The organism is Sorangium sp. So ce117 (assembly GCF_051524395.1).
In the GTDB taxonomy this organism is placed as follows: Bacteria; Myxococcota_A; Polyangia; order Polyangiales; family Polyangiaceae; genus Sorangium; species Sorangium cellulosum_B.
The window spans coordinates 8,027,630-8,050,900 of sequence record NZ_CP150309.1; the positions used below are offsets into that span (position 1 = coordinate 8,027,630).

Sequence of the window (23,271 nt, forward strand, 5' to 3'; positions counted from 1 at the left end):
CACGCATCGTCGTCATGACGCCCCTGATACCAGCGCGGACGCGCGCCCGCGCTAGAAGACGCCGCGCATGGCGGCGCCGAGGTGCAGGATCTGGAGCGGCGTGTCCGAGGGCGTGCGGAGGGGGCGGAGCTGGTATTCGAGGACGAGCGCAGGCTGCGCGTCCTCCTCGGGGAAGAGCACGAAATCGAGGCCAGCGCCCGCATAGAGGTCGGCGCGAAGCGCGTCTCGTTCGCCGCCGACCTCACCGCCCAGGCTCAGAAAGGGATCGATCCGCTCGTAGGCCGTCATCTGGGCGAAGGCGAGCGGCCGGAGCTGGCCGCCGAGCGCGAGCACGCCGCCGCCGCGGCCCTCCACCTGCTCGTAGCGGAGCGCGCCGGCGAGCCCGATTCCGCGCACGCTCATCGAGGCGCGCAGGCTCATCCCGCCCGGCTCCGCCCAATCGCTGATCGCGCCAGTGGCGCCTATCTGGGCCTGGCCCCAGAAGCGGAGCTCATTGAGCGCCTCGACGACGGCGGAGCCCATGCCGGTGAACGCGGGCGCCGAGTCCGAGGCGCTCGCCGCGGCCGGAAACGCGAGCGCGGCGGCCATGGTCGCGGCGCCGAGCGCGCGCCCCGCGGGCGAGCGCGCGCGGACGAGGGGGCGGCGGAGAACCTCGTCCAGGGAGGGCGGCGCGGCGGCGCTCATCGCGCGAGCCTATCACCCCTCGCGTGGGCGCCAGAGGGAGCCCTTCCCCTCGAGCGGCGCGCGGCGCGGCGCTCGGAGAACGGGATGAGCGCCCCCTGCCGCGGCGTTCTCCCACGACCATGCACGAACGAACGCCGCGCACCGCGATCGCGTGGCTCCTGCTCTCCGCGTGCACGCCCAGGCCAGCGGGCGACGGCGAGCCCCCTCCCCCGCCCAGCGCCTCGAGCGCGGCGGCCCCGCTCCAATGCGCCGACCCGCCTCCGCCCGCCTCCCCTGCCCTCGCGACGTCGCCAGCGCCGAGCACCGAGCTTCCGACCGCGCCTTACCAGCCGCCCCCCGAGCCAACCGCAGAATCGACGAGTCCAGCGCCGCGCAAGACGATCGGCACGTTCGACGACTGGGTGAAGGCCTACGAGGGGCTCGGCGTGCCCGAGGCGGAGAAGAGGCCCCCGCGGCTCCGCCTCGCCAGGGAGCTCGCCCTCGCGTCGGGGCGCATCGTCTTCGTGCGCTCGGGCGATGTCTTCACGATGGACCTCGCGACGGGCGTCGAGGCGCAGCTCACGCGAAAGACGCAGCGCAACGTCGCGCCCACCTTCCTCGGCGACGGCCGGCGGATCGCCTTTCTCAGCAACCGCGACGGGATGGCCTGGCGCGTCTTCCTCATGAACGCTGACGGCACGGAGCAGCGGCCGATCACAGGCAAATTCGCTGCGTGGTACGGCGAGCCCTCGTTCGCCGTCTCGCAGGACGGCGCCCGCGTCGCCTACGTCGCCAGGGCGCGACCGCCTGCGGACGAAGGCCTGGAAGAGCTCCACCTCGTCGAGGTCGCGAGCGGCGACGACCAGCGCATCGGCCAGCCGGAGACGCTGGGCCAATGCACGTTCTCGCCGGGCGGCGACGCGATTCATTGCGTCGCAGGCGAGTTCGACGCGGAGCACCTCCTCTCGGTGGAGATCGCCACGAGGCGCGTCAGGCGCTTGCCCGACGCGGGCAACCACATGTTCAGCGCCGCCCGCTCTCTCGGCGATCGCCTGCTCTTCTCGGCGAGCGAGACGGAGGCCTTGTGCTGCCAGCGGTCGCAGCTCTACACGACGGCCCTCGACGGCACCGGGATCAAGGGGCTCGGCTCGTTCTGGGTCTCGGGCTCGATGCACCCGGAGGTCTCGCCGAAGGGCTCGAAGATCGCCGTCGCGTGGTCCGTCCGCGTGGGAGGGTTCGGCGCCGATTACTGGAACGAGATCACGCTGCTCGACGCGAACGGCGGCGCCGATCGCCCGCTCACCAGCGCGTTTCCGCGCCCCTTCTACAGCGCCTACGGGCCTGCCTGGGCGCCCGACGATCGCCACCTCGCCTTCACGCTCTCGTTATGCCCTTATTACGGCTGCGAGCCGACGATTCGAAGCGTCGTCGTCGTCGACACCCGGGACGCCAAGGCCGTGCCCGCGTTCATCGCCTACGGCGGCAGCGCGTCGTGGAGCCCCGTTCCCTAGAGAGACGCCCCTGCGTCGACAGCGCTGCACCGGCGGCTCGGGCCGTGGCGATGCCCCTGGTCGACGAGGGGCGCCGCGCCTCATGGCTGGCAGCTCGGGTAGAGGTTGAAGACACCCTCCGCGTCGAGCTTCGACGAGATCGACTCCAAGTACGACACACCGTCCGCGTGGCACGTCGGATGACCAGCGGCGTTCGTTACGCAGTCCGTCTCGTTCGGGAGCGAGCCCTTGCACGGTCCGAGGGGGGTGAGCTTGCACGTCGGCGACGAGTCGCAGATCCGCAGCGTCGCGAACTGGCTCCACACATCGCCGCACGCGAGCTGCGCGCCCTCATCCGCGCAGGCATAAGCGACTTCCTGGCCCGGGACGAAGATGTTGCCGAACATCGTCGCGTCCGGGAACGTGTACTGCGCCGGGTTCATCCACGGCGCGTCCGCGAGGCCCGGGTGCTTGCCCACCATGCGGATCGGCACCTCCTCCAGGAAGGCGTTCAAGGTCTGGAGGAGACACGCCGTCACCCAGCGCTGCGGGGAGGAGAGGGACAGCGCCTGACTCCGCCACGGCGCCGCGAGGCCGAGCGCCCCCTTGTACACGTAGGAGGACGCGCCCACCACGCCCGTCACCGTCATGTCCGGGCGGAGCGCGCAGCCCACGACATAGTGGAGGAGCTTGCGGCCCTGCGCTGTCTCCAGGAGCGGCGTGCTCGCGAGCTTGCCAGCGCCGTCCGCGAGCGGCGCCAGGGCGAGCCGCTGGAGCATCTGTATCGTCCGCGGCTCCCAGAAGAACTCCGGATCGTCGCCGTTGGGAAAGACATACGCCTGCTCGACCGACGCCACATCGTCCTCGGCCGCGATGTCCCCCTCGTTGTCGTCGGCCGGCGCCGGCGTCGCCACGCATCCAAGCGCGAACAGGCACGTACCGAGAAGCGCTGTAACCGGGGCTCCAAAGCTCGACATAATTTTCTCCTGAGGCGACGCGTGCGACGCGTTCTGACCGGCTATCTCCAGGTTTCGTGCCAGGCGGCCGGCCCCCTCCCGCACGGGACGCCGGCGCGCCCGTTCACGAAAAATTTCAAATCATATCCGACACTTACAATCCGGAGCCGGCGCGAAGGCGGGCGCCAGGGGGCATCGGATGGAGGCGCTGCCCCTCACCCGCTGATGCCCGGAGCCGCCATCCGATCCAGCTGAGCCGCGAGCCGCGCGAGCCGCGTGCGGAAGCCCGGCGCCTCGTCGAGCTGCGCCGCCGCTTCCTGGAGAGCGCAGGCCGCCTCCCGTGGCCGCCCGCCGGCGATCGCCATCTCGGCGCGCATCGAGAGCAGCTCGACGAGCTCGATCGCCAGGAGACCGCCCCGGCACCGCGACAGCACGTCCTCCCACGGATCGGCGCTCGCGGACGGCTCGCGCGCGCGGAGGCCCTGCTCGCAGAGCACCAGGTGGAGCGCGCGGTAGAACGCCCACAGCGAGGGCGCCGAGGGGTCGGGCGGGCAGCTCCGCTCGATCCACGAGAGGTGGCGGCTCGCCTCGTCGTGGCAGCGCCTCGAGACGAGGATGCGCGCAAGGAGCAGGGAGCACTCGGGCGCGGCGTGCTCGAAGAACCGCCGCTCGAGCACGTGCGCGCGGCGGGCCAGCTCCAGCGCCTCGTCCCCGTGGTCGCTGGCGTGGAGCAGCTCCGCCGCGTTCAGCGTCACGTGGCGCTCCAGGACGGGGTTTCCGAGCTCGCGCGCCAGCGCGATGGCGTGGCGCATGTCCGCCATGGCGAGGTCGAGCTCGCGCCGCATGGCCCTCAGCGGGATGCGGCACGTGCAGGCGGCGCAGAGGTGAGGCCAGTCCTCGGCGGACGACGCCAGGGCGAACGTCTCGTCGAAGCGGGCGTTCGAGAGGTCGAGCTCTCCCAGCCACATCAAGGCCGGCGACAGCAGGAGGAGCGCGACGATCCTGGTCCCGTAATCGCCCTCGGCCTCCGCGCCGGCGGCGCCTCGCGCGAGCAGCTCGACGGCCTCGGCGACCCGGCCGCGCCGGAAGCAGGTGCGCCCCTCGGCGACGAGCACGCGGCCCTCGAGCGCGCGCGAGCGCGCGCCGAACCCGTCGACGAGCGCGCGCGAGCGCGCGCCGAACCCGTCGACGAGCGCGCCCGCGCCGAGCCGATCGACGAGCGCGCGCGCCTGCTCGACGCGCTCGGCCGAGCGATCGAACTCGCCCGCCCAGTCGAGCGCGGCCGCCTCCTCGAGCAGCACGTCCGCGAGGGAGGCGTCGTCGCCGAGCTCCGCGGCCAGCGCCCGCGCGGCCGCGAGGTCGTCCGTGGCCTCGCGCGTCCGGTCGACGCGGTAGCGGCTCTTGCCCCGCCCCGCCAGCGCGCGCGCCCGCCGGCGGGCGTCGCCCGGCGCCGCGAACGAGAGCGCCGCCGTGTAGTGCCGGTCCGCCTCGACGTGGCGGTGCCGCGCGAACGCGAGATCGGCGAGCGTGAGGCACGCGTCCGCCGCCGCCTCCCGCGCCCCGCACCCGCCGGCGTGCCGCGCGAGCGGCGCGAGGAGCTCCGGGCGAGGCCCCTCCGCCTCCACCCTGGCCGTGAAGTACGCGAGCGCGCGCCGGTGGATCTGCGCGCGCTCCGCCGGGTCGAGCAGCTCGACCACCGCGTCCTGGAAGACGGCGCTCTGGAACGAATATCGCTCGCTCGCGCCGCGCTCCAGGATCCTGTGCTCGACGAGGGCGCTCAGGCCGTAGCCCGCGTCGATGGGCGTGCCGGCCTCCCCCGCCCGGGCGATCGAGTCCAGGATCTGCTCGAGCTCCGCGCGGGCGAACGCATCGCCGAGCACCGCGCAGAGCCGGACGCACGCCGCGAGCTCCGGCGAGAGCGCGTCGAGCCGCCGCTCCGCGAGCCATTGCCACGCGGGCGACGGGGGGAGGTTGTCGAGCTCGGCCGTGGCGACGTAGTGGCTGCCGGCGTTCACGCGGCGCTTCACGAGGCCGGCCCGCTTGAGCGAGCGCACGAGCTCCACGAGGCACGCCGGGTTGTTGCCTGCCCAGCGCGCGAGCCGGCGCAGCGTCTCGGCAGGGGGGTACTCCGCCGGCCGCAGCAGCTCGGCGGCGAGCGCCATCGCCGCCGCGTCGTCGAGCGGCGCGAGCGCCGCGCGGTCGTGGCGCTGGGTGCGCGCGCCCCAGGCGCGGCGCACCTGCTCGAAGCGGGGGTGCGCGGCGACGAGCACCCACAGCGCGACGCCGGAGCCGTCGAGCGTGGCGTACTCGAGCGCGTCGACAAGCGCGTCGTCGGCCCAGTGCGCGTCGTCGACGATCACCGCGACCGGCCCGCGCTGGGCGCGCCGGCGCAGCGCCTCGCCGAGCGCCTGGACCACGCCGTGGTGGAGCGAAGCGGGCGCGCCGCGCGCGGGCAGCGGCGACCAGCCGAGCGCCGCCGCGACCGACGGCCACGTCGCCTCGCCGAGCGCGGCGCCGAGCCGCTCGCGGCAGAACGCGGCGACGTCCGGCGGCGCCTCCGCGGGCGCGTCGAGGACACGGCCGAGGAGCTCGGCCGCGTCGCGCGCCGCGTCGCCGAGCAGCGGCTGCGCCGCGCGGAGCGAGACCACGAGCGCCCCGGCGTCGCAGCGGAGCGCTGCCGAGGCGGCCTCCGCCGCGAGTCGGCTCTTCCCGAGCCCGGTATCGCCGATCAGCGTGAACAGACCCGGGCACGTGCCGTCGAAGGCGGCGCGCGCGCTCTCCGCGATCGCCGCGAGGACGTCGTCGCGGCCGGCGAGCGGGACCTCGATCTCGACGGACGGCTCGGCCTCGGCCGAGGCGGGCCGGCCGTCGCTGTCCTCGCGCGCCGGCAGGGCGCGCTCGATCTCGGCGGAGAGGGCGACGCCCGACCACGGCTCTGGCGGCAGCCAGGTCTCGGGTCGCTCGACGGCGGCGCCGTACGCCGAGACGGCGCCCCGCGCCCTGCGGCGGAGGGTGACCGACGCGAGGTGCAGCGCCGCGCGCGCCCCGTGCTTCCCGGCGAGCTCGCGCGCGGCGGCGAGCGCGGCCTGCGCCGGGTGATCGGCGTCCTTGCCGGAGAAGACCGCCACGTAGCGGCTGCCGCGCTGCCGTGTGATGAACCCCTTGCGGCCGGTCACGGAGGCGATGACGGGCGACGCCGCGGCCGTCGTGTCGGCGACGAGCAGCACGACCGAGCTCCGCCCCCCGGCGATCAGCCTGGCGCTCGTCGAGTCCGCCGGCGCCGCGGCGCGCGCGGGAGGCGCGCCCGGCTCGGCCGGCGCGGCGGCGCGGTCGCGCGGCGCGCCCCGCTCGACCGGCGCGCCCGGCTCGGCCGGCGCGAACGTGGCGCGCGCCGCGGCGAGGGCGCGCCGCAGCGAGGGCGCGTCTGCCGGGCGGCGCTCGCGATCCTTGGCGAGGCACGCCAGCGTGAGCTCCTCGAGCGCGGTGGGCACCGGCGCGAGAGCGCCCGGGCGCTCCGGGCGCAGCGTGAGGTGCGCATGCTCGAGCGAGGCGCCGTCGCCCGCGAAGGGCAGCCGCAGGGTGAGCAGCTCGAAGAGGATGACGCCGAACGCGTAGACGTCGGCGCGCACGTCGACCGCCTCGCCGCGGAACTGCTCCGGCGCCATGTACTCGGGCGTCCCCAGGACCACGCCGCTGCGGGTGAGCAGCTCCTCGCGCGCCGCGTCGCCGGGCGTGCGCTCGGAGCGCTTCGTGAGCCCGAAGTCGAGCAGCACGACCCGCTCGTCCGCCGCCGCGGAGCGGCGCTCGATGAAGAGGTTTTCCGGCTTCAGATCCCTGTGGATCGCGCCCTTGTCGTGAGCGGCCTCGAGCGCGGCGAGCACGGCGTCGGCCCGCGCCGCGACCCAGCCCGGATCGGGCGGGGCGGCGAGGGCCGCGAGCTCCGAGGCGAGCGTGCGGCCGAAGAGCCGCTCCATCACGAGGTAGGGGCGACCATCGTCGAGCCGGCCGCACCTGTGGAATCGCGCCACGTGCGGCGGGCCGATGCGCTCGAGCGCGTCGGCCTCCCGGCGGAAGCGCTCTTCCAGCATCGGCGTGGTGGACATGCCGACCTTGACGGCGACCGGGGCGCCGTCGTCGTCCGAGACCCCCGCCCACACGATGGCGAAGCCGCCCTGCCCCAGGCGCTCGCCGAGCGAGACACCGGGGACGCGCGGCGGAGCGGGCGCGGAGGGCTCGCCGGGCGGCGGCGTCCATCCGTCGAAGGGGCACGGCGCCACGCCCTCGCGACGCCGGTGACACAAAGGACAGCGATGCACTCGGCCTCTCTCCAACGCAGGCGCACAGGCGCGCTGACGCATAGGCGCGCAGGCGCGCGCGCGAGCGCGCACCACGCCTATGCTATCGTCGCGGGCCAGCATGGTACACGTCGATGACGACACCATCCCCAGCGCGCCGCGCGGGGTGGTGAGCCCCACCGACGAGACGGTCACCCTCTCGGCCGGGGAGGAATCCACCACGGGTGGCCGGCGCAGCGCCGAGGCGCCCTCGCGCGCTGGAGACTATGTGCTCCAGAGCGTCCTCGGCGAGGGCGGCTTCGGCGTCGTCTACCGCGGCGAGCACGCGACGCGCGGCACGAAGGCGGCGATCAAGGTCCTGCACGCCGAGCTCGCGCTGCACCCTGACGTGTGCCTCCGCTTCGAGCGCGAGGTCGTGGTGATGCAGCGGGTGCGGCACCCGAACGTGGTCGAGGTGCTCGACGTCGGCAGGCTCGAGGATGGCCGCCCCTACTTCGTCATGGAGCTGCTCGACGGCGTCAGCCTGGAGAGGCACCTCGAGGCCCGCGGCCGGCTCCCGCTGGAGGAAGCGCTCGCCCTCCTGGAGCCGCTCTGCAGGGCGCTCGACGCGGCCCACGCGCAGGCGATCGTGCACCGCGACGTGAAGCCCTCCAACGTCTTCCTGTGCTCGGGCGACATGCAGAGACGCGGCCCCCGCGTGGTCCTGCTCGATTTCGGCGTGGCGAAGCTGCTCGACGCGCCGGGGCCCGCGCTGACCACGTCGCGGCACGTCCTGGGCTCGCCCTCCAGCATGTCGCCCGAGCAGCTCACGGGCCGCCCGGTCGACGCGCGGACGGACGTCTACGCGCTCGGCGCGCTGGCGTACGCGATGCTCACGGGAGAGCCGCCGTTCGCCGGCGCGTCGTTCCCGGTGCTGCGCCAGCTCCACCTCTTCGCAAGCCCGCCCCGCCCGAGCGCGCAGGCGCGCGTGAGCCCGTCGCTCGACGACGTGGTGCTGCGGGCGCTCAGCAAGGACCCGGCGGAGCGCCAGCCGTCGGCGGGGCAGCTGCTCACCGAGCTGCGCGCGGCCGTCGCGGCGCCGCGGGCGGCGGGCGGGGCGGCCGCGGCGCCGCGGCGATCGGCCATCGGCATCCACGTGGAGGTGCAGGCCGACCCGGGCGCGCTCGATGAGCCGACGCCGGAGCTGCTCGACGACTTCGAGTCCGTCCTGCCCTTCGCGCTGTCCGAGCTCACGAACGCGGGTTTTTCGACCGCGGCAGAGACGGGCACGACCGCGCTGGTCACGGCCGACCGGCCCCTCGATCCGGCGCGCGACGAGGCCGCGCGCCGCGGTGCGCTCGGCGCGGCGCTGTCGCTGAAGCAGCGGCTCGAAGCGCGCGCGGGGCGCGACCGGCGGGTGCACGTCCGCCTCTGCGTGCACGTCGGCGAGCTCCAGGCGAGCGGCGAAGGCACGCTGACAGGCGGCGACTTGCTGGAGCTCTCCGGGTGGGTGCCCGAGGGAGCGGCGGAGGGGCTCTTCGCGTCGCCCGCCCTGCTCGACGGGCTCGGCGTCACCGCGCACCCCGCGCCCGTCTCGCCGGGGTCGAGCGCGCTGCTCCGGGTGCTGGACTCTTAACAGCGGGCGCAACCTTCGGCGCCCGCGCCGAGGCGGACCCGACACGGCGCTCCCCGGCCGGCGGCGGCGCGGGAAGCAGCGAAGCGCTGGCGCACCCGGATCGGCCTCGCCGCGGGCCGGCACCACGCCTGCGCCGTGCTGGCGCCGGACGGGGACGTCCAGTGCTGGGGCGCGGCGCCGCGGGTGGACGCCGCGGGGTTCCATGCGCTCTCCGTGGCGACGGGGTACGGCCATGCGTGCGTCCTGTTCGCGCCCGCGCACGGGCAGGATCCGGTGAGCAACGTCGTCTGTTATGGCGACAACGGCGTGGGTCAGCTCGGGCTGGGCACGAGCCTGGAGGTCGCGTCCAGGCCAATCACGCGCGACAGCGCCCTGGGCGGCTTCGTGCAGCTCGCCGCGGGCCACGACTTCACCTGCGGCGTCGATACGGTGCACCAGCTGTTCTGCTGGGGCTAGAACCAGTTCGGCGGCCTCGGCTGGGGCGTCGATGGCAAGGATTCCCCCGAGTGGTGCCCGGGGAACGGGCGTTGCGCGACGCAGCCAGTGCGGGTGGAGCTCCCCGGGGTGAAGCACGTCGCGGCGTACCACGAGCACGCGTGCGCGGTGACGCCGACCGGCGCCGTGTACTGCTGGGGAACCCCGTCGCGCACGAGCCCCGCGAGCGCCGGGGAGTGCCGGCCGGGGTCTCCAGATTGCGCGCCCATACCGCGGTTGGTCTCCGGCGTGGTGAACGCGGCCTCGGTCGCCCTCGACAACGGCCACGCGTGCGCGCTCACCGGCGCGAACGACGTCTACTGCTGGGGGCTCGACACGCACGGCCAGCTCGGCCGCGGCCCGGGTGCGTCGTTCGAGGCGACTCCCGTCCCTAATTCCACGGCGGTGCTAGTCGTCACATGGGGAGACGTGGATCGGGAACATGAGGGTAGCCACGCCCCCGAGCCCGTCGCCAACTTCCACCCGCAACAGGTAATCGCCCACGACGCTGGGAGTGAAGGTCTGGCATTCCGGCGATTCGGCCGTGCAGCCGACGATCGCCGGAGCGCCCTGCATCAGCGAACCCGGGCCGGGGCCTGACACGACCGAGAACGAGAACGAGAGGGCATCACCGTTCGGATCGACGGCGTTGACCCTGATCTGCGCCGTCTGGCACAAGGTGATGAATTTGCTCTCGGCGATGAGCAGCCCCGTGATCTGCGGCGGATCATTGAGCACGACGACCGCGTCAAGCCCGCCCATCTCGGCGCCACTACACTGTGATACGACAACAACCTCGCTCGTCACGTTCGGCAACACCGTCACTGGGGTCTCGGCTCGTCCGCATTGCGCCGACGGCGAGCCGAATGTGGTGACAGGAATGGCACACAGTCGGTAGTCGCCGACTGGCAACACGAATAGTGCGTCTGCGAATGCGTGTGCGCCGGAGCCGGGTGGTTGGAGCGATGGTGGAAGGGTCTCCGTTTCCAGCGCATTGATGGCCTGCGTGAGCGGATTATCACAAGACTGGGCAGGCGTCGCGACGCGAAAGTCGATGGCCGCCACATCGTGCTGATTCGCCATCGTCAAGGCGGCAGCGACGTTTCCGACCCCCGCATCCTGGCTCGGTGCTTCCCCGTCGCAACCTGCCAGGCCCACCACACACAGCGACCAGCAAAGGACGAATGGCGTTTGCTTTTTCAAAAAAATCTCCTGATTACCGTTCTCGACTTGCCCCGTTGGCGGCGTGCTTCCGGCTGACTCAGGTCTTGGAATTTGGTTAACCATGCGTGGCTTTCAATAAATGTCAAGCGTCACGAAGCGGGCCAATGTCGACCGTGCTCGGGTCGCCCCGGGCGAGGCTCTGAGCCTCGTACGGCCCAGACGGCATGCCTCGATCCGTGATCGCTTTGACGCCCTCGAGCCGTGACGCGCCGAGCGTGCGGCGGTGGACGTTCCGGGTAAATGTTAGACCAAGCCGCTTCGCGGCAGCTCCTGTGCAGGCCGCCAGCGAGCGCGATCCTGACGAGGTGCAGGAGCTCGGCGTGAGGCTCAAGAGAAGGTACCCCAGAAGCCGCCGCCGGTCCTCAGCGGCACCGAGGTCGAGGCACTGCTCAACGCGATCGGCTCGGTCAAGCAGCGCACGATCGTGCTGACGGCGTACGGCGCCGGTCTGCGGATCGATGAGGTCTGCTCGCTGCGGGTCGAGGACATCGACAGCAAGCGCAACCTCATCCACGTCCGCAATGGGAAGCATGGGCGTGATCGGCACGTGATGCTCAGCGCCCCCGTGCTGACCGCGCTGCGCATCTACTGGCAGGCGGAGAGACTCGCTGGACCGGAGCTGTTCCCGGGTCGCAAGTAGGGCTCGGTCATCTCGCACGAGGCGGTGCGCAGAGCCCTCTGCGCGCCACGTCGTCAAGGTCGACTGGTGTACGCTGCTCGCCGCGCTCACGGGGGTCGACCTGTCCATCTGTCCTCGCTGCGGTCAGGCTGCGATGGCTCGCCGCCCGCTGCCGTCGTGCGTCATCGCCTCCTCCGCTGCTCGTCCGGACACGTCATGAGCATCGCTGGCCTGGGCAGAAGCGACAGCACCACCTCCGTTGCGCGGCGGTCAGGCATCGATCCGCCTTCTGCGCCGTCCACGTCGGCGGCCTGGGGGCTGCTGAGCCTCCATCGGCGCCGCGCTCTGCCTCGGCACGTCAGCGCCCAACGTCGTGGCTGCGGGATGCACCACGCGTGCGAGCCCTGCCGCGCCCGCCTTCTGCGGCCTTCTCGGGCAGGATCTCCATAGGCCTCGCGACCGCCTCGCCCGGCCGCGAACCGGCCCGGTCCAACCCGACGTTTACGGGACTGCGCCGGGACCTCGCCACCGCTGCTGCTCAGGCGCAGCCCCGCAAACGCCTATTCGTTGGGCCCGCGTTGGGCCCAGGCCTCCCGAGGAGGTGCGCTCCGTCGTCACGCCCTCCCCAATTGCGCGGGGACGCGACGGATCGCGACGGTTCGCCCCCGCGGAACAGTCCCGCCAGGACCACCGGTCGATGACGAGCGGTCGCCGGGGCGCTCCGAAGCTCACCAGCAGTCGCGGGTGCTCCAACCGTTCTGAACCACGGTCGTACATGCCCGACCGATGTTGTTCTCGATGAAGGTACGGTTGCTGTTGATCGGCGCCCAGAGGTTACCCACATTGGCGCCGCTGCACCCTCCCTTGGAGTTGACTCCCAGGAGGACCCCCGAACGAACGGTGCTTTCTGGAGTGGTCGCCGCGCTGGTCAGGAAGCGCAGCGGCCCGCCCGAATCGCCGCCGCACAGGTGCGGGTCGGCCTGCGGGACAGTCTTCGTGTAGGCTCCGCCGCTCAAGGCAATACCAGAGAAACTTCCCCCGCGAAGCTTGCCGTCGCTCGCCGGCGAGTCTGCGTAGCCGTAGGCGGTCCCGACGGTCGAGTCACCGCCTGAGTTCAGATAGGCCGCGTCCTTCTGCACGACGTTCGCGAAGTTCGTGCCAAAGTTCAGCGTGGCGACATCGCGATCCGCGTTGTCACCGGTCCATGCTTGCGTCACCGTGTGGTACACGCCCAGGTACGTCGACGGCACCGCCCAGCTTGCCTGCAGCAGACAACCCCCGGCAGGATCCGTGATGCACGTCCAGGTGCCGTCTTCGTTCATTCGGTAGGCCGCGAACGACGTGGTCCCGGTATCCGGCGGATTGTAGTTGAGGTTCGGCGGATTGGCCGTATCCGGCGTCAGCCAGCGACGAACACAGTGGGCGGCGAGCACGATCGCATCACGAGACACGACCTGCCCGCTGCAGCCGGACATGACCCACTGACTCCCGTCCCAGAAACCAACATCGACGATGCCGCCTGCCCAGCGATTCGAGACGAGCGTTCCATTCGCCAGCCCTTGTTCCGCTTCATCGAGCTCCATCCCGACGACCGTCGGTTCATCACCTGCGACGTGGTCGCCGCAGGACGTAAGTCCGACCGACAACAAGCCCATCCCTGCCAACACCTTGTTCACGCTAAACATTCTGAACATTCGTATCTCCCGTACCTGGAGAGGAGCCGCCCCTCCACGACCGCCACCCGGAGCGCCGAGCAGGTGAAAATTCCCTGAATCCGATGAGTTGCGAAGCCCGATCGCGCTGCCGGGACGCAAGCTCCAGGGGCAAGGAATGAAGAGCCTCATGACAAGGCCTCCCGCCGCACTATCTCCGGGTTCCGTCTCCGCGATCACAAATTCGTCGCGCGTAGATCCCGGCGCCCGCTTCGATGCGGCCGGCGTGGGGGCTGCCCGGGCGCGCTTCGAGGAAGCGCGGCCTCACGTCGAGCGCCGCTCCGCCGTGAGCGCGGCGGGCTGGAAGGGCCCCCGCGAGGAGGTCGCAAGCGCGAAGGCTGACGGCTCAGCGGGGGCGGGCGCGCTCCATCGCCTCCGCGAGCGCGAGGTCGTCGGGCGTGCCCTGCGCGCGCAGCCCGGCGATGGCGCCGTCGCGATCCTCCGGGCGGCGGTTCTGCGAGAGCTTGAGCTTCGCCTCGATCCGCGTGATCTCCATCGAGAAGCCGACGATCGCGGGGAGCAGCGCGGATCGCTTTTCCGGCGAGAGCTCCGCGACGCTCCAGGGCTCGGGCTGCCCGCGCTCGTTCACGTCGGAGAGGCGCGCGAGCAGCGCGAGGAGCGCGTCGTGGTCCTCGATGGCCCGCGGCGCGCCGTGCGCGTGGACGACGGCGTAGTTCCAGGTCGGCACGTCGTCGCGCGAGGCGTACCACCCGGGCGAGATGTACCCGTGCGACCCGCGGAAGACGGCCAGGACCGGCGTGCTCCCGTCGAGCGCGCGCCGGATCGGGTTGGCCCGCGCGACGTGCGCGAGCAAGGTGCCGTGAGGGCCGCTGTCGCGCTCCAGAAGGAACGGCAGGTGCGCGATCATGGGCACGCCGTCCTCCCCGGGCGCGATGAGCATGCCGAAGGAGTGTGCGTCGATGAGATCGTGGAGGTCGGCGAGGTCGGGTGCCTCGAAGGCTCTGGGGAGATAGATGGATCGCGGCGCGGCCGTCGTCGTCATGACGGCAGTGTGTACCACTGCCCGCGCCGGCCGCCCTTGTCGACGCGACCGCGCCGTCGGTGTCAGCACCGGCACGATCAAGCACTGGTTCGCGGAGGGCCTGATGGACAAGCCCGCGTTCCACGGCGAGGAAGGGCGACGCTAGCTAGCCGCGCGCCTTCTGTGCTCCCAGCGCCATCATCGCGTCCCAGAACATCTTCTCATACGCCTGAAATAGCCTGGTCGTGCGGCGGATCGCCCGGGGCTCCACGCCGCGGTCGAGCCCGTCCTGCACGATGGCGACAGCGGTGTCCTCGAACGATGGCAGGGCCGCGAACGCGTCCAGGAAGGCGGTCTGCTCCGGGCCGAAGCCGTACCGGTCGCGGAGCGCCTTCCCCATCCTGCCGCAGTTGAACCCCCAGGCTGGGAAGTTGATGAGCAGGGCGCACGCGATCTCGGCCGCCGAGGCGTTGGCCGCCGCCCAGGCCATCTGAGCGGCATACGCGAACCCCTCCGCGGTGACCTCGTACCGATCCAGGTCATCCTTCGTCATGCCGAGCTTCCGGCCCATGGCAGCGATCCCGTCCGGCGCCACGAGCTCGCCCTGGAGGACACCGCTCCAGAAATCGCGCCAGGGCGTGTCCCCGAAGCGCTGGAGCATCATCGCCATCGAGCGCAGGTCGCTGAGCACCACGTGGTGCTGGTGGCCCGGGAAGGCCTTCAATCCCTCGACCGTGACCTCTCCCCGTTCGATGGCGTCCGGATAGGGGTGAGCCCTCAGCTGATCGTCGATGCTCCGGAGCTCTTCGCGAATGTCCTTCACCAGCGCGGCCGCGGCCTTCATGAGTGCCTCCTCGTGATCGGGCGCCATCCTACTACCGCATCGCGGCCGAGATCCCACGACCTGCAGCGCGCTACCCGCGGGCGCGCTGCCCCGCTTGCGACCCCCGCACCCGCGCGATGATCGCGCCGGCGACCTCCTCGGCCGACCTGCCCCTGGGAAGCCAGCGCTGCGGGATGTTATGGGAGCGATCGTCCTCGCGGATCACCAGCGTGATCGGCTTGGCCGGCGGCTGCAGCTCCACGGACTCGACGCGATCGAGCGGCACGGTCACCTCCCGCGCGCCACGGAGCGGATGCATCGACGGCAAGGTGATCGATCGAGGGCCAAGGACGATCCGGAACTCCTTGAGCGCCGCAAACCGCGCAGCGACGAGGACGCCGAGCGCGCAGAAGGCCCCTGACAGGGTCGCCAGCACCGCGTAGAAGACGTCGGCGCCTCCGGGCTCGAAATGGAGGATCCCGTTCAGGATCAGGCCGCGGTCGTTCGTCTGGGCCCGGTAGGTGAGGACCGCCGCGCAGACCGCAAAGAAGAAGGCGCTCAGGAGGAGCTCCAGGTAGGGACGGCGGAGCGGGATCTCGAGAGCTTCGTCCGCCGCGTGTTCGCTCGCCTTCATCGATAATCCCCTCCGCTGGCGGAAGCCGCCTCGTGCAGCCGCACGGCCAGGACCTCTGCGTCGAGCGCCGCCTGGTGCTCGGTCAAGACGAAGGTGTCGCCGTCCCGATGGGCGGCGACCCAGGGCAGCGCGCGCGCGTCGCCGATCACCTTGTCCCGGCTGCCAACGAGGACGAAGACGCCCCGCCCTTCAAGGCTGGCGCCGACACTCACGCTGCGGATCTGGGCGGCGGGGACGGTGACCGGAGCCCCGTTGGCGGTGAGACGAACGGCGTCGGCCGAGATGGACTCCAGGCGGATGGGTTGACCGTGACGCGGATCGCGGAAGACGGCGATGTCACGCCGGAGCGCGAGGGCGACGCCGATCGCGCCAGCGCCATAGAGAAGCCAGGCGAACCAGGCGAGCGACGGCTTGAGCGCGGGCAGCGCAGCGCCCCACAACGCGCCGACCGCGACGAGCGCGGCGGCCGCGATACAGAGGCCCACGCCGGCGCGGATGCGCCGGATCCTGCCGAGGTCCTCGATCGACGTCCCGAGGGCCATGAGCGCCAGCGCGGCGACGCCCAGCCCTGCCGGAGACGCGAGGAAGCGAAGCACGCCCTTCGGGCCGGGCGGCGCCATGCACGCGAGCGCCGCACAGCAGAGCCCGATGCACATCGCGCGCGCCTGGAAGCTGACCGGTGGGCGGAGCACGTGGAAGAGAGGCGCATGACATCGCGGCGACTCCGGGCTGTCAACGCCCCGCGGCCACCTCCGCCTCTCCTTGGGTCGATCCTCGATATCGGCCGCTCCCGGGCCGCGCTCAGGTCCCCTCCGGAGCGCGCTCCTTCGCGCGATAGTCGAAGAAGCGCGCGTTGATCTCCCGGTAGCCCTGCCACTCGGCCGGCAGCTCGTCTTCATCGAAGATGGCGCCCACCGGGCACTCGTTCTCGCACGCGCCGCAGCAGATGCACGACTCGGGATCAATGTAGAGCTGGAGACCGGCGAGGCGCGTCTTGCGCTCTCCCTCGGGGATGCGCGAGATCTCGTCCGCCGCGAGCGGGCCGTGGATGCAGTCCACGGGGCAGACAGGGACACAGGCGGTATCACACGTGGCGACGCAGGGCTCGGCGATGACGTAGGCCATGAGGGTTCCTTTCCTTCTCCGTGGCGCGCGGTCGTCCGCGCGCTCTCCTCTCCCTCCTCCGGCAGGGAGCAGGGCGCGTGCCCGCGGCCCGAGCGGCTTTTCCCCGGCTTTCGCCGGCCTTGTGCGGTCCAGGCAACGCCCCTACGGTGCCGCGCAACGCCATTTCGTCGGCCTCGCTCCGCGCACGATGACCGCCTCCGCCGATCACGCCCTCCTCCTGCTCGCAGACCTCGGCGAGGCCTCGGCCCGCGCGCACACCGAGGCGACGCTCGTCCCTGCGGTGAGCGCCGCGCTCTCGCGCCATCTCCCGCTGCTGCGGCTCGATCTGCGCCGCGGCGCGGCCGCGCCGGGCGCGCCGGAGGTCCGGCGCGGCGCGGGCGGCGAGACGATCGCCGTCTTCGCCCTCCGCGACGCGGAGGGCGCCGTCGGCTGCGCCACCATGGCGCTCGGCGGCGGCGCGGCGCTCGACGTCTCACCCGCCCTGCTCGAGGCGACAGGTCGCCTGCTCGCCGTGGCGCTGCGGCAGGTGCAGGTCCTCGGGCGCGTCGCGGCCATCGCGCGCCGCGCGCAGGGGGAAAAGCGGACGCTCAAGGAGGAGCTCGACCGCGTCGCCCTGCCGAGGGAGGTCGTCGCGGTGGGCCCGGCGATGCGGGCGATCTTCCAGCAGATGGTGCCGCTCGTCGCGCGGCAGGACACGACCGTGCTGGTGCGCGGCGAGACGGGCACGGGCAAGGAGGTGATCGCGCGCCGCATCCACGCGCTGTCGCGCCGCGCGGAGCGGCCGTTCCTCGCGGTCAACTGCGGAGCGCTGCCCGAGGGGCTCGTCGAGAGCGCCCTGTTCGGCCACGAGCGCGGCGCGTTCACGGGCGCCGCGGCCCGGCACCTCGGGCTGTTCGAGCGCGCGAGCGGCGGGACGCTGCTGCTCGACGAGGTCGGCGAGCTGCCCAGGGCGGCGCAAGCGAAGCTCCTGCGCGTGCTCCAGGAGGGCCAGATCGAGCGCGTCGGCGGCGAGGGCGCGGTGCGCGTCTCGGTGCGCGTGATCGCCGCGACGCACCGGCCGCTCGAGGACATGGTGGCGAGCGGAGCGTTCCGCGAGGACCTCTATTATCGGCTGCAGGTATTCCCGATCATCGTCCCCCCGCTGCGGGAGCGCCCGGAGGACCTGGAGCCGCTCACGCGCGTCATCGTGGAGAAGGTGGCGGCGAGCTTCGGCCGGACGCCGCCGCGGGTGAGCGCCGAGTCGATGGCGCGGCTGCGGGCGCACGGCTGGCCGGGCAACGTGCGGGAGCTGGAGAACGTCATCGAGCGGTCGATGGTGATGTCGACAGGAGACGAGCTCATCCTGTCAGCGCCGCTCTCCGCGGCGCCCGGCGCGACAGGGCGCGTGATGACGTACCGAGAGGCGGCTCAGCGCTGCATCGAGGACGCGCTGCGGGCCGCGGGCGGGAAGATCTATGGAGAGGACGGGGCCGCGGCGGTGCTGGGGCTGAAGCCGACGACGCTGCAAAGCAAGATGCGGAAGCTCGGGATCCGGAAGGATGGAGAGAAGGGCTGACGGCCGAGGGGCTCGTCAAACCCTGCGACCAGCCCCGGTGTGTGGGGCGTGCTCCACATGGTCTCCGGGCGGCTCCGCTGTCGCACCGACAGGCCCGGCGATCGAGAGATGCCGCTTGATCCGGGGCGCCCGGGAATGTCGTGTCAGAGACGCTGCATCAGTTCGACCCTGACGGTCAGGCACCGTTCCTCGTGGAGTTTCACCGCAAGACCGGATGACCAAGCTCGGCCGGAGGCCGTTTTTTCTCGATAGTTCGTCGCTTTTCCAGGAGAGATGAACAAATCAAGGTTCTATCCTCGGACCTCCACGCGCAACGTGGCTGGATCTTGCTCTTATAAAGCAAACAAAACAAAACAAGAGAAGACAAACAGCACGCCAAGGCGCTGCCGGGCAGCGCCGCGCAAAAGCAAACGCGACTTAGAAAAGAGTCTTGACTTTGACCTCCTATTTGTGTGAAGATGCCAATCTCCCTTGGCGATCCGGACCGCTCTCGGCCGGGGGCCGCAGTCGGTTGCAGGATCGTACAGGGGCCTACTCCGGGTGAATTTGCCGGGGCTACTTGCTTCTCGTGGCTACGCGTTCGAGTTGTTCTTGCTTTTTCCGAGTTGATGCCCGGCCCCGTCACACGGGGTGTTCGCATGTGAGCATCTGTCCGACAAACATCGTGATTGCCAGGCATGTGGTCGGCGCAGGCCCGCGGGCGCATCCGTGATCTCTGGATCACGAGCACGTTGGCCGGAAATTTTGAACTTTAAACCAATGGCTCGGAGGGCTCGCGTCTGTCTCGATGGTTCATAGATCCATCTCGAACAGAGTCCCGCGACTCCGCCGATCCGATCATGGAGAATCTTAAATGCGCATCGTTCCCTTACTTGGCTACCTATCCGCTTCGATCGCGTGCGGCCTTCTGGCGTGCAGCGTCGAGAACATCGTCGACGAGGACATCGAGGCTCAGGAGGGCGCGCTGGACAGCGCGGACCGCTCGGTGTCGGCGAACGTCGCCGTCACCTCGGACTGGGGAAGCGGCTACTGCGCGAACGTGACGGTGAAGAACAACTCCCGCAGCCCGGCGACCACCGGCTGGAACGTCGTCGTCGCGCTCAACGGCTCGACGAAGCCCAACCCGTGGAACGTGAAGTTCACGGAGTCGAACGGCCAGTTCAGCGCCACGAACGTGGACCACAACGGCGCGGTCGGCATTGGCTCCTCGACGCAGTGGGGCTTCTGCGCGAACGGCAACGGGCGGCCCACGATCGCCTCGGTCACCGGCTCCGGCGGCACGATCAACGGCTCGAGCTCGGCCTCGTCGTCGAGCAGCAGCGCGAGCTCGTCGAGCAGCAGCGCGAGCTCGTCGAGCAGCAGCGCGAGCTCGAGCAGCAGCTCGGGTGCGGGAGGTGCCGGCGGCTCCGGCGGGTCCGGCGGCTCCGGCGGGTCCGGCGGCTCCGGCGGCTCCGGCGGCGGCAGCACGTGCACGTCACCCAACCAGCAGGTCTGCGCCAATCAGACGGGCACCCACTGCGGCTACACCTTCGAGTACTGGAAGGACAACGGGAGCGGATGCCAGACCAACACGGCGAATGGCTTCAACGTCGAGTGGAGCAACATCAACAACCTGCTGGGCCGTAAAGGCCTGAGGCCCGGGTCGAAGAGCCAGGTCGTGACCTACTCGGCCGACTACCGGCCGAACGGCAACTCGTACCTGGGCGTCTACGGGTGGACGAAGGGCCCGCTCATCGAGTATTACATCATCGACAGCTGGGGCACCTGGCGTCCGCCGGGCGGCGAAGGGTTCATGGGCACCGTCACCAGCGACGGAGGCACCTATGACATCTATCGGACCCAGCGAGTCAACCAGCCGTCGATCGAAGGCAACACGACCTTCTATCAGTTCTGGAGCGTCCGGCAGCAGAAGCGCACGAGCGGGACCATCAGCGTCGCCAACCACTTCGGCGCGTGGGATCGCCTGGGGATGAAGCTGGGGAACCTGTACGAGGTCTCGATGGTCGTCGAGGGCTATCAGAGCAGCGGGAGCGCCAGCGTGAACGTGTCGATGAAGTGAGCGCTCGGCCCTGAGCATCGCATGATGACGCGCGCGGGATGATCATCCCGCGCGCCACGTGCCCGGGCTTCTTCAGCCCCAGGCACGACTCCCCACCCATCTGGCAGACACGCGGCGCACGCTGCGGATTTCCCATCGTGTTCGCTCGGACGAGCGCATCGGTGCACGTCATGCAGCTGGAGGACGATGCGTTCGAGCGGGCCCTCTACGGCACGTCCGCCGTCGATGGTGGCTGGCGCGCTTCGGCGATCCAGCGTCGGAAATTTTCCACCACATCGCTGGTGATACGCCGCCCGCGATTGCGGGAAGCGTCTTCGTTCTGGCAGTGGATTGCGATCGCGACGTGCGAAGAATCGCGTTCCGTGATCCAGATCGGACTACCGCTCTGCCCCGGCGACGCATCGAACCGGTAAGACACGACGTCGTCCGGGCCCAGTTTGACGCCTTCCATGTGGTGAACGCACAGCCGTTCCCCGTCCAAAAACCGGGTTTCTGGGTTGTGGATCACCTCGGGATATCCAGCCAGCGAGGCACGAACGCCTTCGAGAGCCTCTCCCGCCGCTCGCTCATAAGAGAACGCACCCAGGCCCGCGCCGAGATCCGAGTCGAGCAGGATGGCGCCATAGTCCCAGCGCGCCTCGCCGGACCTGATGTATTCCGCGGGAACCCGGAATGGGTTTTTGCTTTTTCCATGTCTATGGTCGTAGGCCACTAGCTTGCCGCCATAGGGACGAACGCGCTCTGCCTGTGCGGTAGCTTTCATGGCCGGGATCACCTCCACGGACGCTGCCCATCCCGCGTTATCCGGGTACGCGTTGTAGTGTGTGCCATTGTAGATACAGTGCCCCGCCGTGATGACGACACGCGGATCGATGAAGAATCCGGTCCCTGTGACAACTAGGCCGTTCGCACGAGACTTGATCTTGAGCGCACAGATTGCGCTGTACGGAAGGTCGCTCAGGGACCGCTCAGAGACGGGCGCTCGTTCATCGGGAGGAATCATCATCGGAATAAACCCATCGCGCTTTGCCGCTGCTCATACCAGATGCCAGAGTGAGTAGCCTCTTTCATCGATGGGCGGGCTGCGTGGCATCGGAGCCGGCTGCTCGCGCCCCCCGGCGCGGGGGCGGGCAGGACACTCAGTCTCCTACCCGAGCACGTCATTGCCGCCTAAGAGCCACTGTCCTGCACCACGCTGCTCGTGCTTCGCCCGGATGATCGATGCTGCGTCCGTCGAGGCAGCTGACTTCAGCCAGCAGATCCATGCTCATCTCTTGACGCCCCTGGTTTGGAAGGCAAGCCCGACCGCAGGCAGCCTCATGTGCTTTTTGCGAGGGTCGCGCGAATTCCGCCTCGCGAGGCTCGCTCCTCAGGTGCCTTCATCCCGCATGCCCGCCGCGCGGCGGGGCCTGGCCCATACAGCTCTCCGGGCCACTCGCGCAACGTCGGCCGACCGCGCTGGGCGTCCGGTCTGGCTGTGAACGCTCTCCGCAGCTGCGTGGCCAGGCGCTCGCGCCGTCCGAGGTGGTCACTGCCCCGCGTGCTCGTCCTGCACGGCGCTCACGTCCTCGGCTGTGCGGGTCGTCATCAGGGACGACGCTGAATACTCTGAATACTCGGGCGCCAGGTCGTACCGGCGAGCGCAGCGGGGATCCCGGCATTACAGTTCCCCGAGCGCGGGGCGAGCGAGCTCTGCTCACCGGACCCGCTCCACGCTGCTTGGACACCACGGCCTGGGCATACGCAGCGCCCGAGCACGTCCGCGCCGTTTACATCACTCCAGCAGGCAGGAGGAAGAAGCGATGCGCATCGAGGGAGTTTTCTCAGCAGGTCTCGGTCTGGGCGGCGCTGAGTCGGGGGATATGGAGAAGAAGTACCCCTCGGTGATACCCCAGCTCGCGACGGTCAGGCACGGAGTGTACGACCGGAAGGCAGCAGAGGTGCTCGCCTTCGCTTCGACATGGACGTACTCGGATGTGCGCACGTTCGCCAACGTCATGGCGCGCCGCGGGCTGCTGGGCTGCCATGCTGCGGCGCTCACCATCGCCAACGATGCGCTCCTCGTGAACACCTCGGCGATCGTCGTCCAGAGCGCTGACCACAAGGTCGCGATCCTTTCCTTCCGAGGGACGGAGCCGCGCAACGCGATCAACTGGCTGACGAACGCGAGCACCAGGATGGACGCGTTTCCCGCCGGCGGGCACGTCCACGGCGGCTTCCAACGCGCCGTTCGAACTCTGTGGGAGCCGCTGAGACAGCTCATGATCGAGCTCCACTGGGGGACGCTGCTCTGCGACGCGCTGGCGAAGCTCGATCGTCAGTGGGCGAGCACATGCCCGGACACACGCGCGCAGCGCCCCTGCCGCTGCGAGCCTTCACCCACGGCGGTCGACGCCGCGGGCGCGGCGGGCGGCGACAACGTCAAGCTGGGCAAGCTCGAGGCCCTCTACATCACCGGCCATAGCCTGGGCGCCGCGCTCGCGGTCATCGCCGCGGCGCTCATCGAGACGGACGACCAGCTCACCGGCCTGCGCAGCGCGCTGCGCGGCGTCTACACGTATGGGCAGCCGATGGTCGGCGACAGCACCTTCGCGACGGAGTTCGACGAGAAGCTCGGAAAGAAGCTCTTCCGTCACGTGTATTCGCGGGACATCGTGCCGCGGATGCCACCTCTCACGGTGGATCGCTACGTGCACTTCGGACGGCAGTACAACTCGACGCCTACGGGATGGAAGTACGAGCCCAAGCCCATGCGGCAGGCTTTCACGGTCGGGCTGAGCAACGCCCTCGGCGTCGCGGCGTGGGTGTCGCAGCAGCTATCGCCCATCAGCTGGATACGTATGCCGTTCTCCTGGGGAGACCACATGCCGCTCAACTACCTGCGCACATCGATGACGGCCGCTCCAGGCGCCGAGCTCGACTGACACCTAGCAGTCCTGGCCTCGTGTTGCGTGCTCCGACCTTACCAGGGTGCTTGTTCCGTTCTGAGCTGGGCGCCGACTCCAGAGCACTGGGCGCCGATTCCGACGGACCCGGGCCGGCTTG

General features: G+C 70.7%; 17 protein-coding genes and 2 pseudogenes. 8 read left to right on the forward strand and 11 right to left on the reverse strand.

Features of this window, described 5'->3' with window-relative positions; translation table 11 throughout:
* Positions 1-51: 51 nt before the first annotated feature.
* Positions 52-684, reverse strand: coding sequence for a hypothetical protein (locus WMF46_RS29770; protein WP_437980312.1), 633 nt, complete (start codon positions 682-684; stop codon positions 52-54).
* Between the two features lie 119 nt (positions 685-803).
* Between WMF46_RS29770 and WMF46_RS29775 the strand changes: the two genes are divergently transcribed.
* Positions 804-2,174 (forward strand): TolB family protein, encoded by a 1,371-nt coding sequence (locus WMF46_RS29775; RefSeq protein ID WP_437980313.1) that lies wholly within the window; start codon positions 804-806, stop codon positions 2,172-2,174.
* An 80-nt stretch (positions 2,175-2,254) separates the two neighbouring features.
* Here WMF46_RS29775 and WMF46_RS29780 read toward each other — a convergent pair whose 3' ends face one another.
* A complete protein-coding gene (locus WMF46_RS29780; RefSeq protein ID WP_437980314.1) occupies positions 2,255-3,067 on the reverse strand; it encodes a hypothetical protein in 813 nt (270 codons plus the stop codon).
* A 257-nt stretch (positions 3,068-3,324) separates the two neighbouring features.
* Complete coding sequence (locus tag WMF46_RS29785; protein ID WP_437980315.1) at positions 3,325-7,386, reverse strand: protein kinase domain-containing protein; 4,062 nt, start codon at positions 7,384-7,386, stop codon at positions 3,325-3,327.
* A 139-nt stretch (positions 7,387-7,525) separates the two neighbouring features.
* Between WMF46_RS29785 and WMF46_RS29790 the strand changes: the two genes are divergently transcribed.
* The 3 genes and pseudogenes from WMF46_RS29790 to WMF46_RS29800 all read left to right on the forward strand — a co-directional run.
* Positions 7,526-9,019: a serine/threonine-protein kinase gene (locus WMF46_RS29790; protein ID WP_437980316.1), complete on the forward strand. Its 1,494-nt coding sequence runs from the start codon at positions 7,526-7,528 to the stop codon at positions 9,017-9,019.
* Positions 9,020-9,154: 135 nt separating this feature from the next.
* On the forward strand, positions 9,155-9,475 hold the full coding sequence (locus WMF46_RS29795) for a hypothetical protein (RefSeq protein WP_437980317.1): 321 nt from the start codon (positions 9,155-9,157) through the stop codon (positions 9,473-9,475).
* A 108-nt stretch (positions 9,476-9,583) separates the two neighbouring features.
* Positions 9,584-9,835, forward strand: a pseudogene (locus tag WMF46_RS29800) (hypothetical protein); the annotation flags it as partial.
* A gap of 66 nt (positions 9,836-9,901) precedes the next feature.
* Here WMF46_RS29800 and WMF46_RS29805 read toward each other — a convergent pair.
* Positions 9,902-10,780 carry a hypothetical protein gene (locus WMF46_RS29805; RefSeq protein WP_437988036.1) on the reverse strand — a complete coding sequence of 293 codons (879 nt, stop codon included), beginning with the start codon at positions 10,778-10,780 and terminating at the stop codon, positions 9,902-9,904.
* 307 nt (positions 10,781-11,087) lie between these two features.
* Between WMF46_RS29805 and WMF46_RS29810 the strand changes: the two are divergent.
* A pseudogene (locus tag WMF46_RS29810) lies at positions 11,088-11,357 on the forward strand (tyrosine-type recombinase/integrase); the annotation flags it as partial.
* A gap of 707 nt (positions 11,358-12,064) precedes the next feature.
* On the opposite strand, the gene WMF46_RS29815 reads toward WMF46_RS29810, so the two are convergent.
* The 6 genes from WMF46_RS29815 to WMF46_RS29840 all read right to left on the reverse strand — a co-directional run bounded on the left by WMF46_RS29815 (position 12,065) and on the right by WMF46_RS29840 (position 16,612).
* The gene (locus tag WMF46_RS29815) at positions 12,065-13,012 is read right to left on the reverse strand and encodes a hypothetical protein (RefSeq protein ID WP_437980318.1); all 948 of its coding nucleotides are present in this window, start codon (positions 13,010-13,012) and stop codon (positions 12,065-12,067) included.
* A 382-nt stretch (positions 13,013-13,394) separates the two neighbouring features.
* Positions 13,395-14,051, reverse strand: a complete 657-nt coding sequence (locus tag WMF46_RS29820) for an FMN-binding negative transcriptional regulator (protein ID WP_437980319.1) — start codon at positions 14,049-14,051, stop codon at positions 13,395-13,397.
* A 145-nt stretch (positions 14,052-14,196) separates the two neighbouring features.
* The gene (locus tag WMF46_RS29825) at positions 14,197-14,874 is read right to left on the reverse strand and encodes a hypothetical protein (RefSeq protein ID WP_437980320.1); all 678 of its coding nucleotides are present in this window, start codon (positions 14,872-14,874) and stop codon (positions 14,197-14,199) included.
* A gap of 70 nt (positions 14,875-14,944) precedes the next feature.
* The gene (locus tag WMF46_RS29830; protein WP_437980321.1) at positions 14,945-15,487 is read right to left on the reverse strand and encodes a hypothetical protein; all 543 of its coding nucleotides are present in this window, start codon (positions 15,485-15,487) and stop codon (positions 14,945-14,947) included.
* Positions 15,484-16,143, reverse strand: coding sequence for a hypothetical protein (locus WMF46_RS29835; RefSeq protein ID WP_437980322.1), 660 nt, complete (start codon positions 16,141-16,143; stop codon positions 15,484-15,486). Before WMF46_RS29835 ends, WMF46_RS29830 begins: the two co-directional genes overlap by 4 nt.
* A gap of 145 nt (positions 16,144-16,288) precedes the next feature.
* Positions 16,289-16,612 (reverse strand): 4Fe-4S dicluster domain-containing protein, encoded by a 324-nt coding sequence (locus WMF46_RS29840; protein ID WP_437980323.1) that lies wholly within the window; start codon positions 16,610-16,612, stop codon positions 16,289-16,291.
* A 187-nt stretch (positions 16,613-16,799) separates the two neighbouring features.
* Here WMF46_RS29840 and WMF46_RS29845 point away from each other — a divergent pair, with 187 nt between their 5' ends.
* Complete coding sequence (locus WMF46_RS29845; RefSeq protein ID WP_437980324.1) at positions 16,800-18,167, forward strand: sigma-54 interaction domain-containing protein; 1,368 nt, start codon at positions 16,800-16,802, stop codon at positions 18,165-18,167.
* An 853-nt stretch (positions 18,168-19,020) separates the two neighbouring features.
* Positions 19,021-20,226 carry a glycoside hydrolase family 11 protein gene (locus WMF46_RS29850; RefSeq protein ID WP_437980325.1) on the forward strand — a complete coding sequence of 402 codons (1,206 nt, stop codon included), beginning with the start codon at positions 19,021-19,023 and terminating at the stop codon, positions 20,224-20,226.
* Between the two features lie 205 nt (positions 20,227-20,431).
* Here the strand turns inward: WMF46_RS29850 and WMF46_RS29855 are convergent, their stop codons facing one another.
* Positions 20,432-21,232, reverse strand: a complete 801-nt coding sequence (locus tag WMF46_RS29855; protein WP_437980326.1) for a trypsin-like serine peptidase — start codon at positions 21,230-21,232, stop codon at positions 20,432-20,434.
* Between the two features lie 856 nt (positions 21,233-22,088).
* On the opposite strand from WMF46_RS29855, the gene WMF46_RS29860 reads away from it, so the two are divergent.
* Positions 22,089-23,150, forward strand: coding sequence for a lipase family protein (locus WMF46_RS29860; RefSeq protein WP_437980327.1), 1,062 nt, complete (start codon positions 22,089-22,091; stop codon positions 23,148-23,150).
* Positions 23,151-23,271 lie beyond the last annotated feature (121 nt).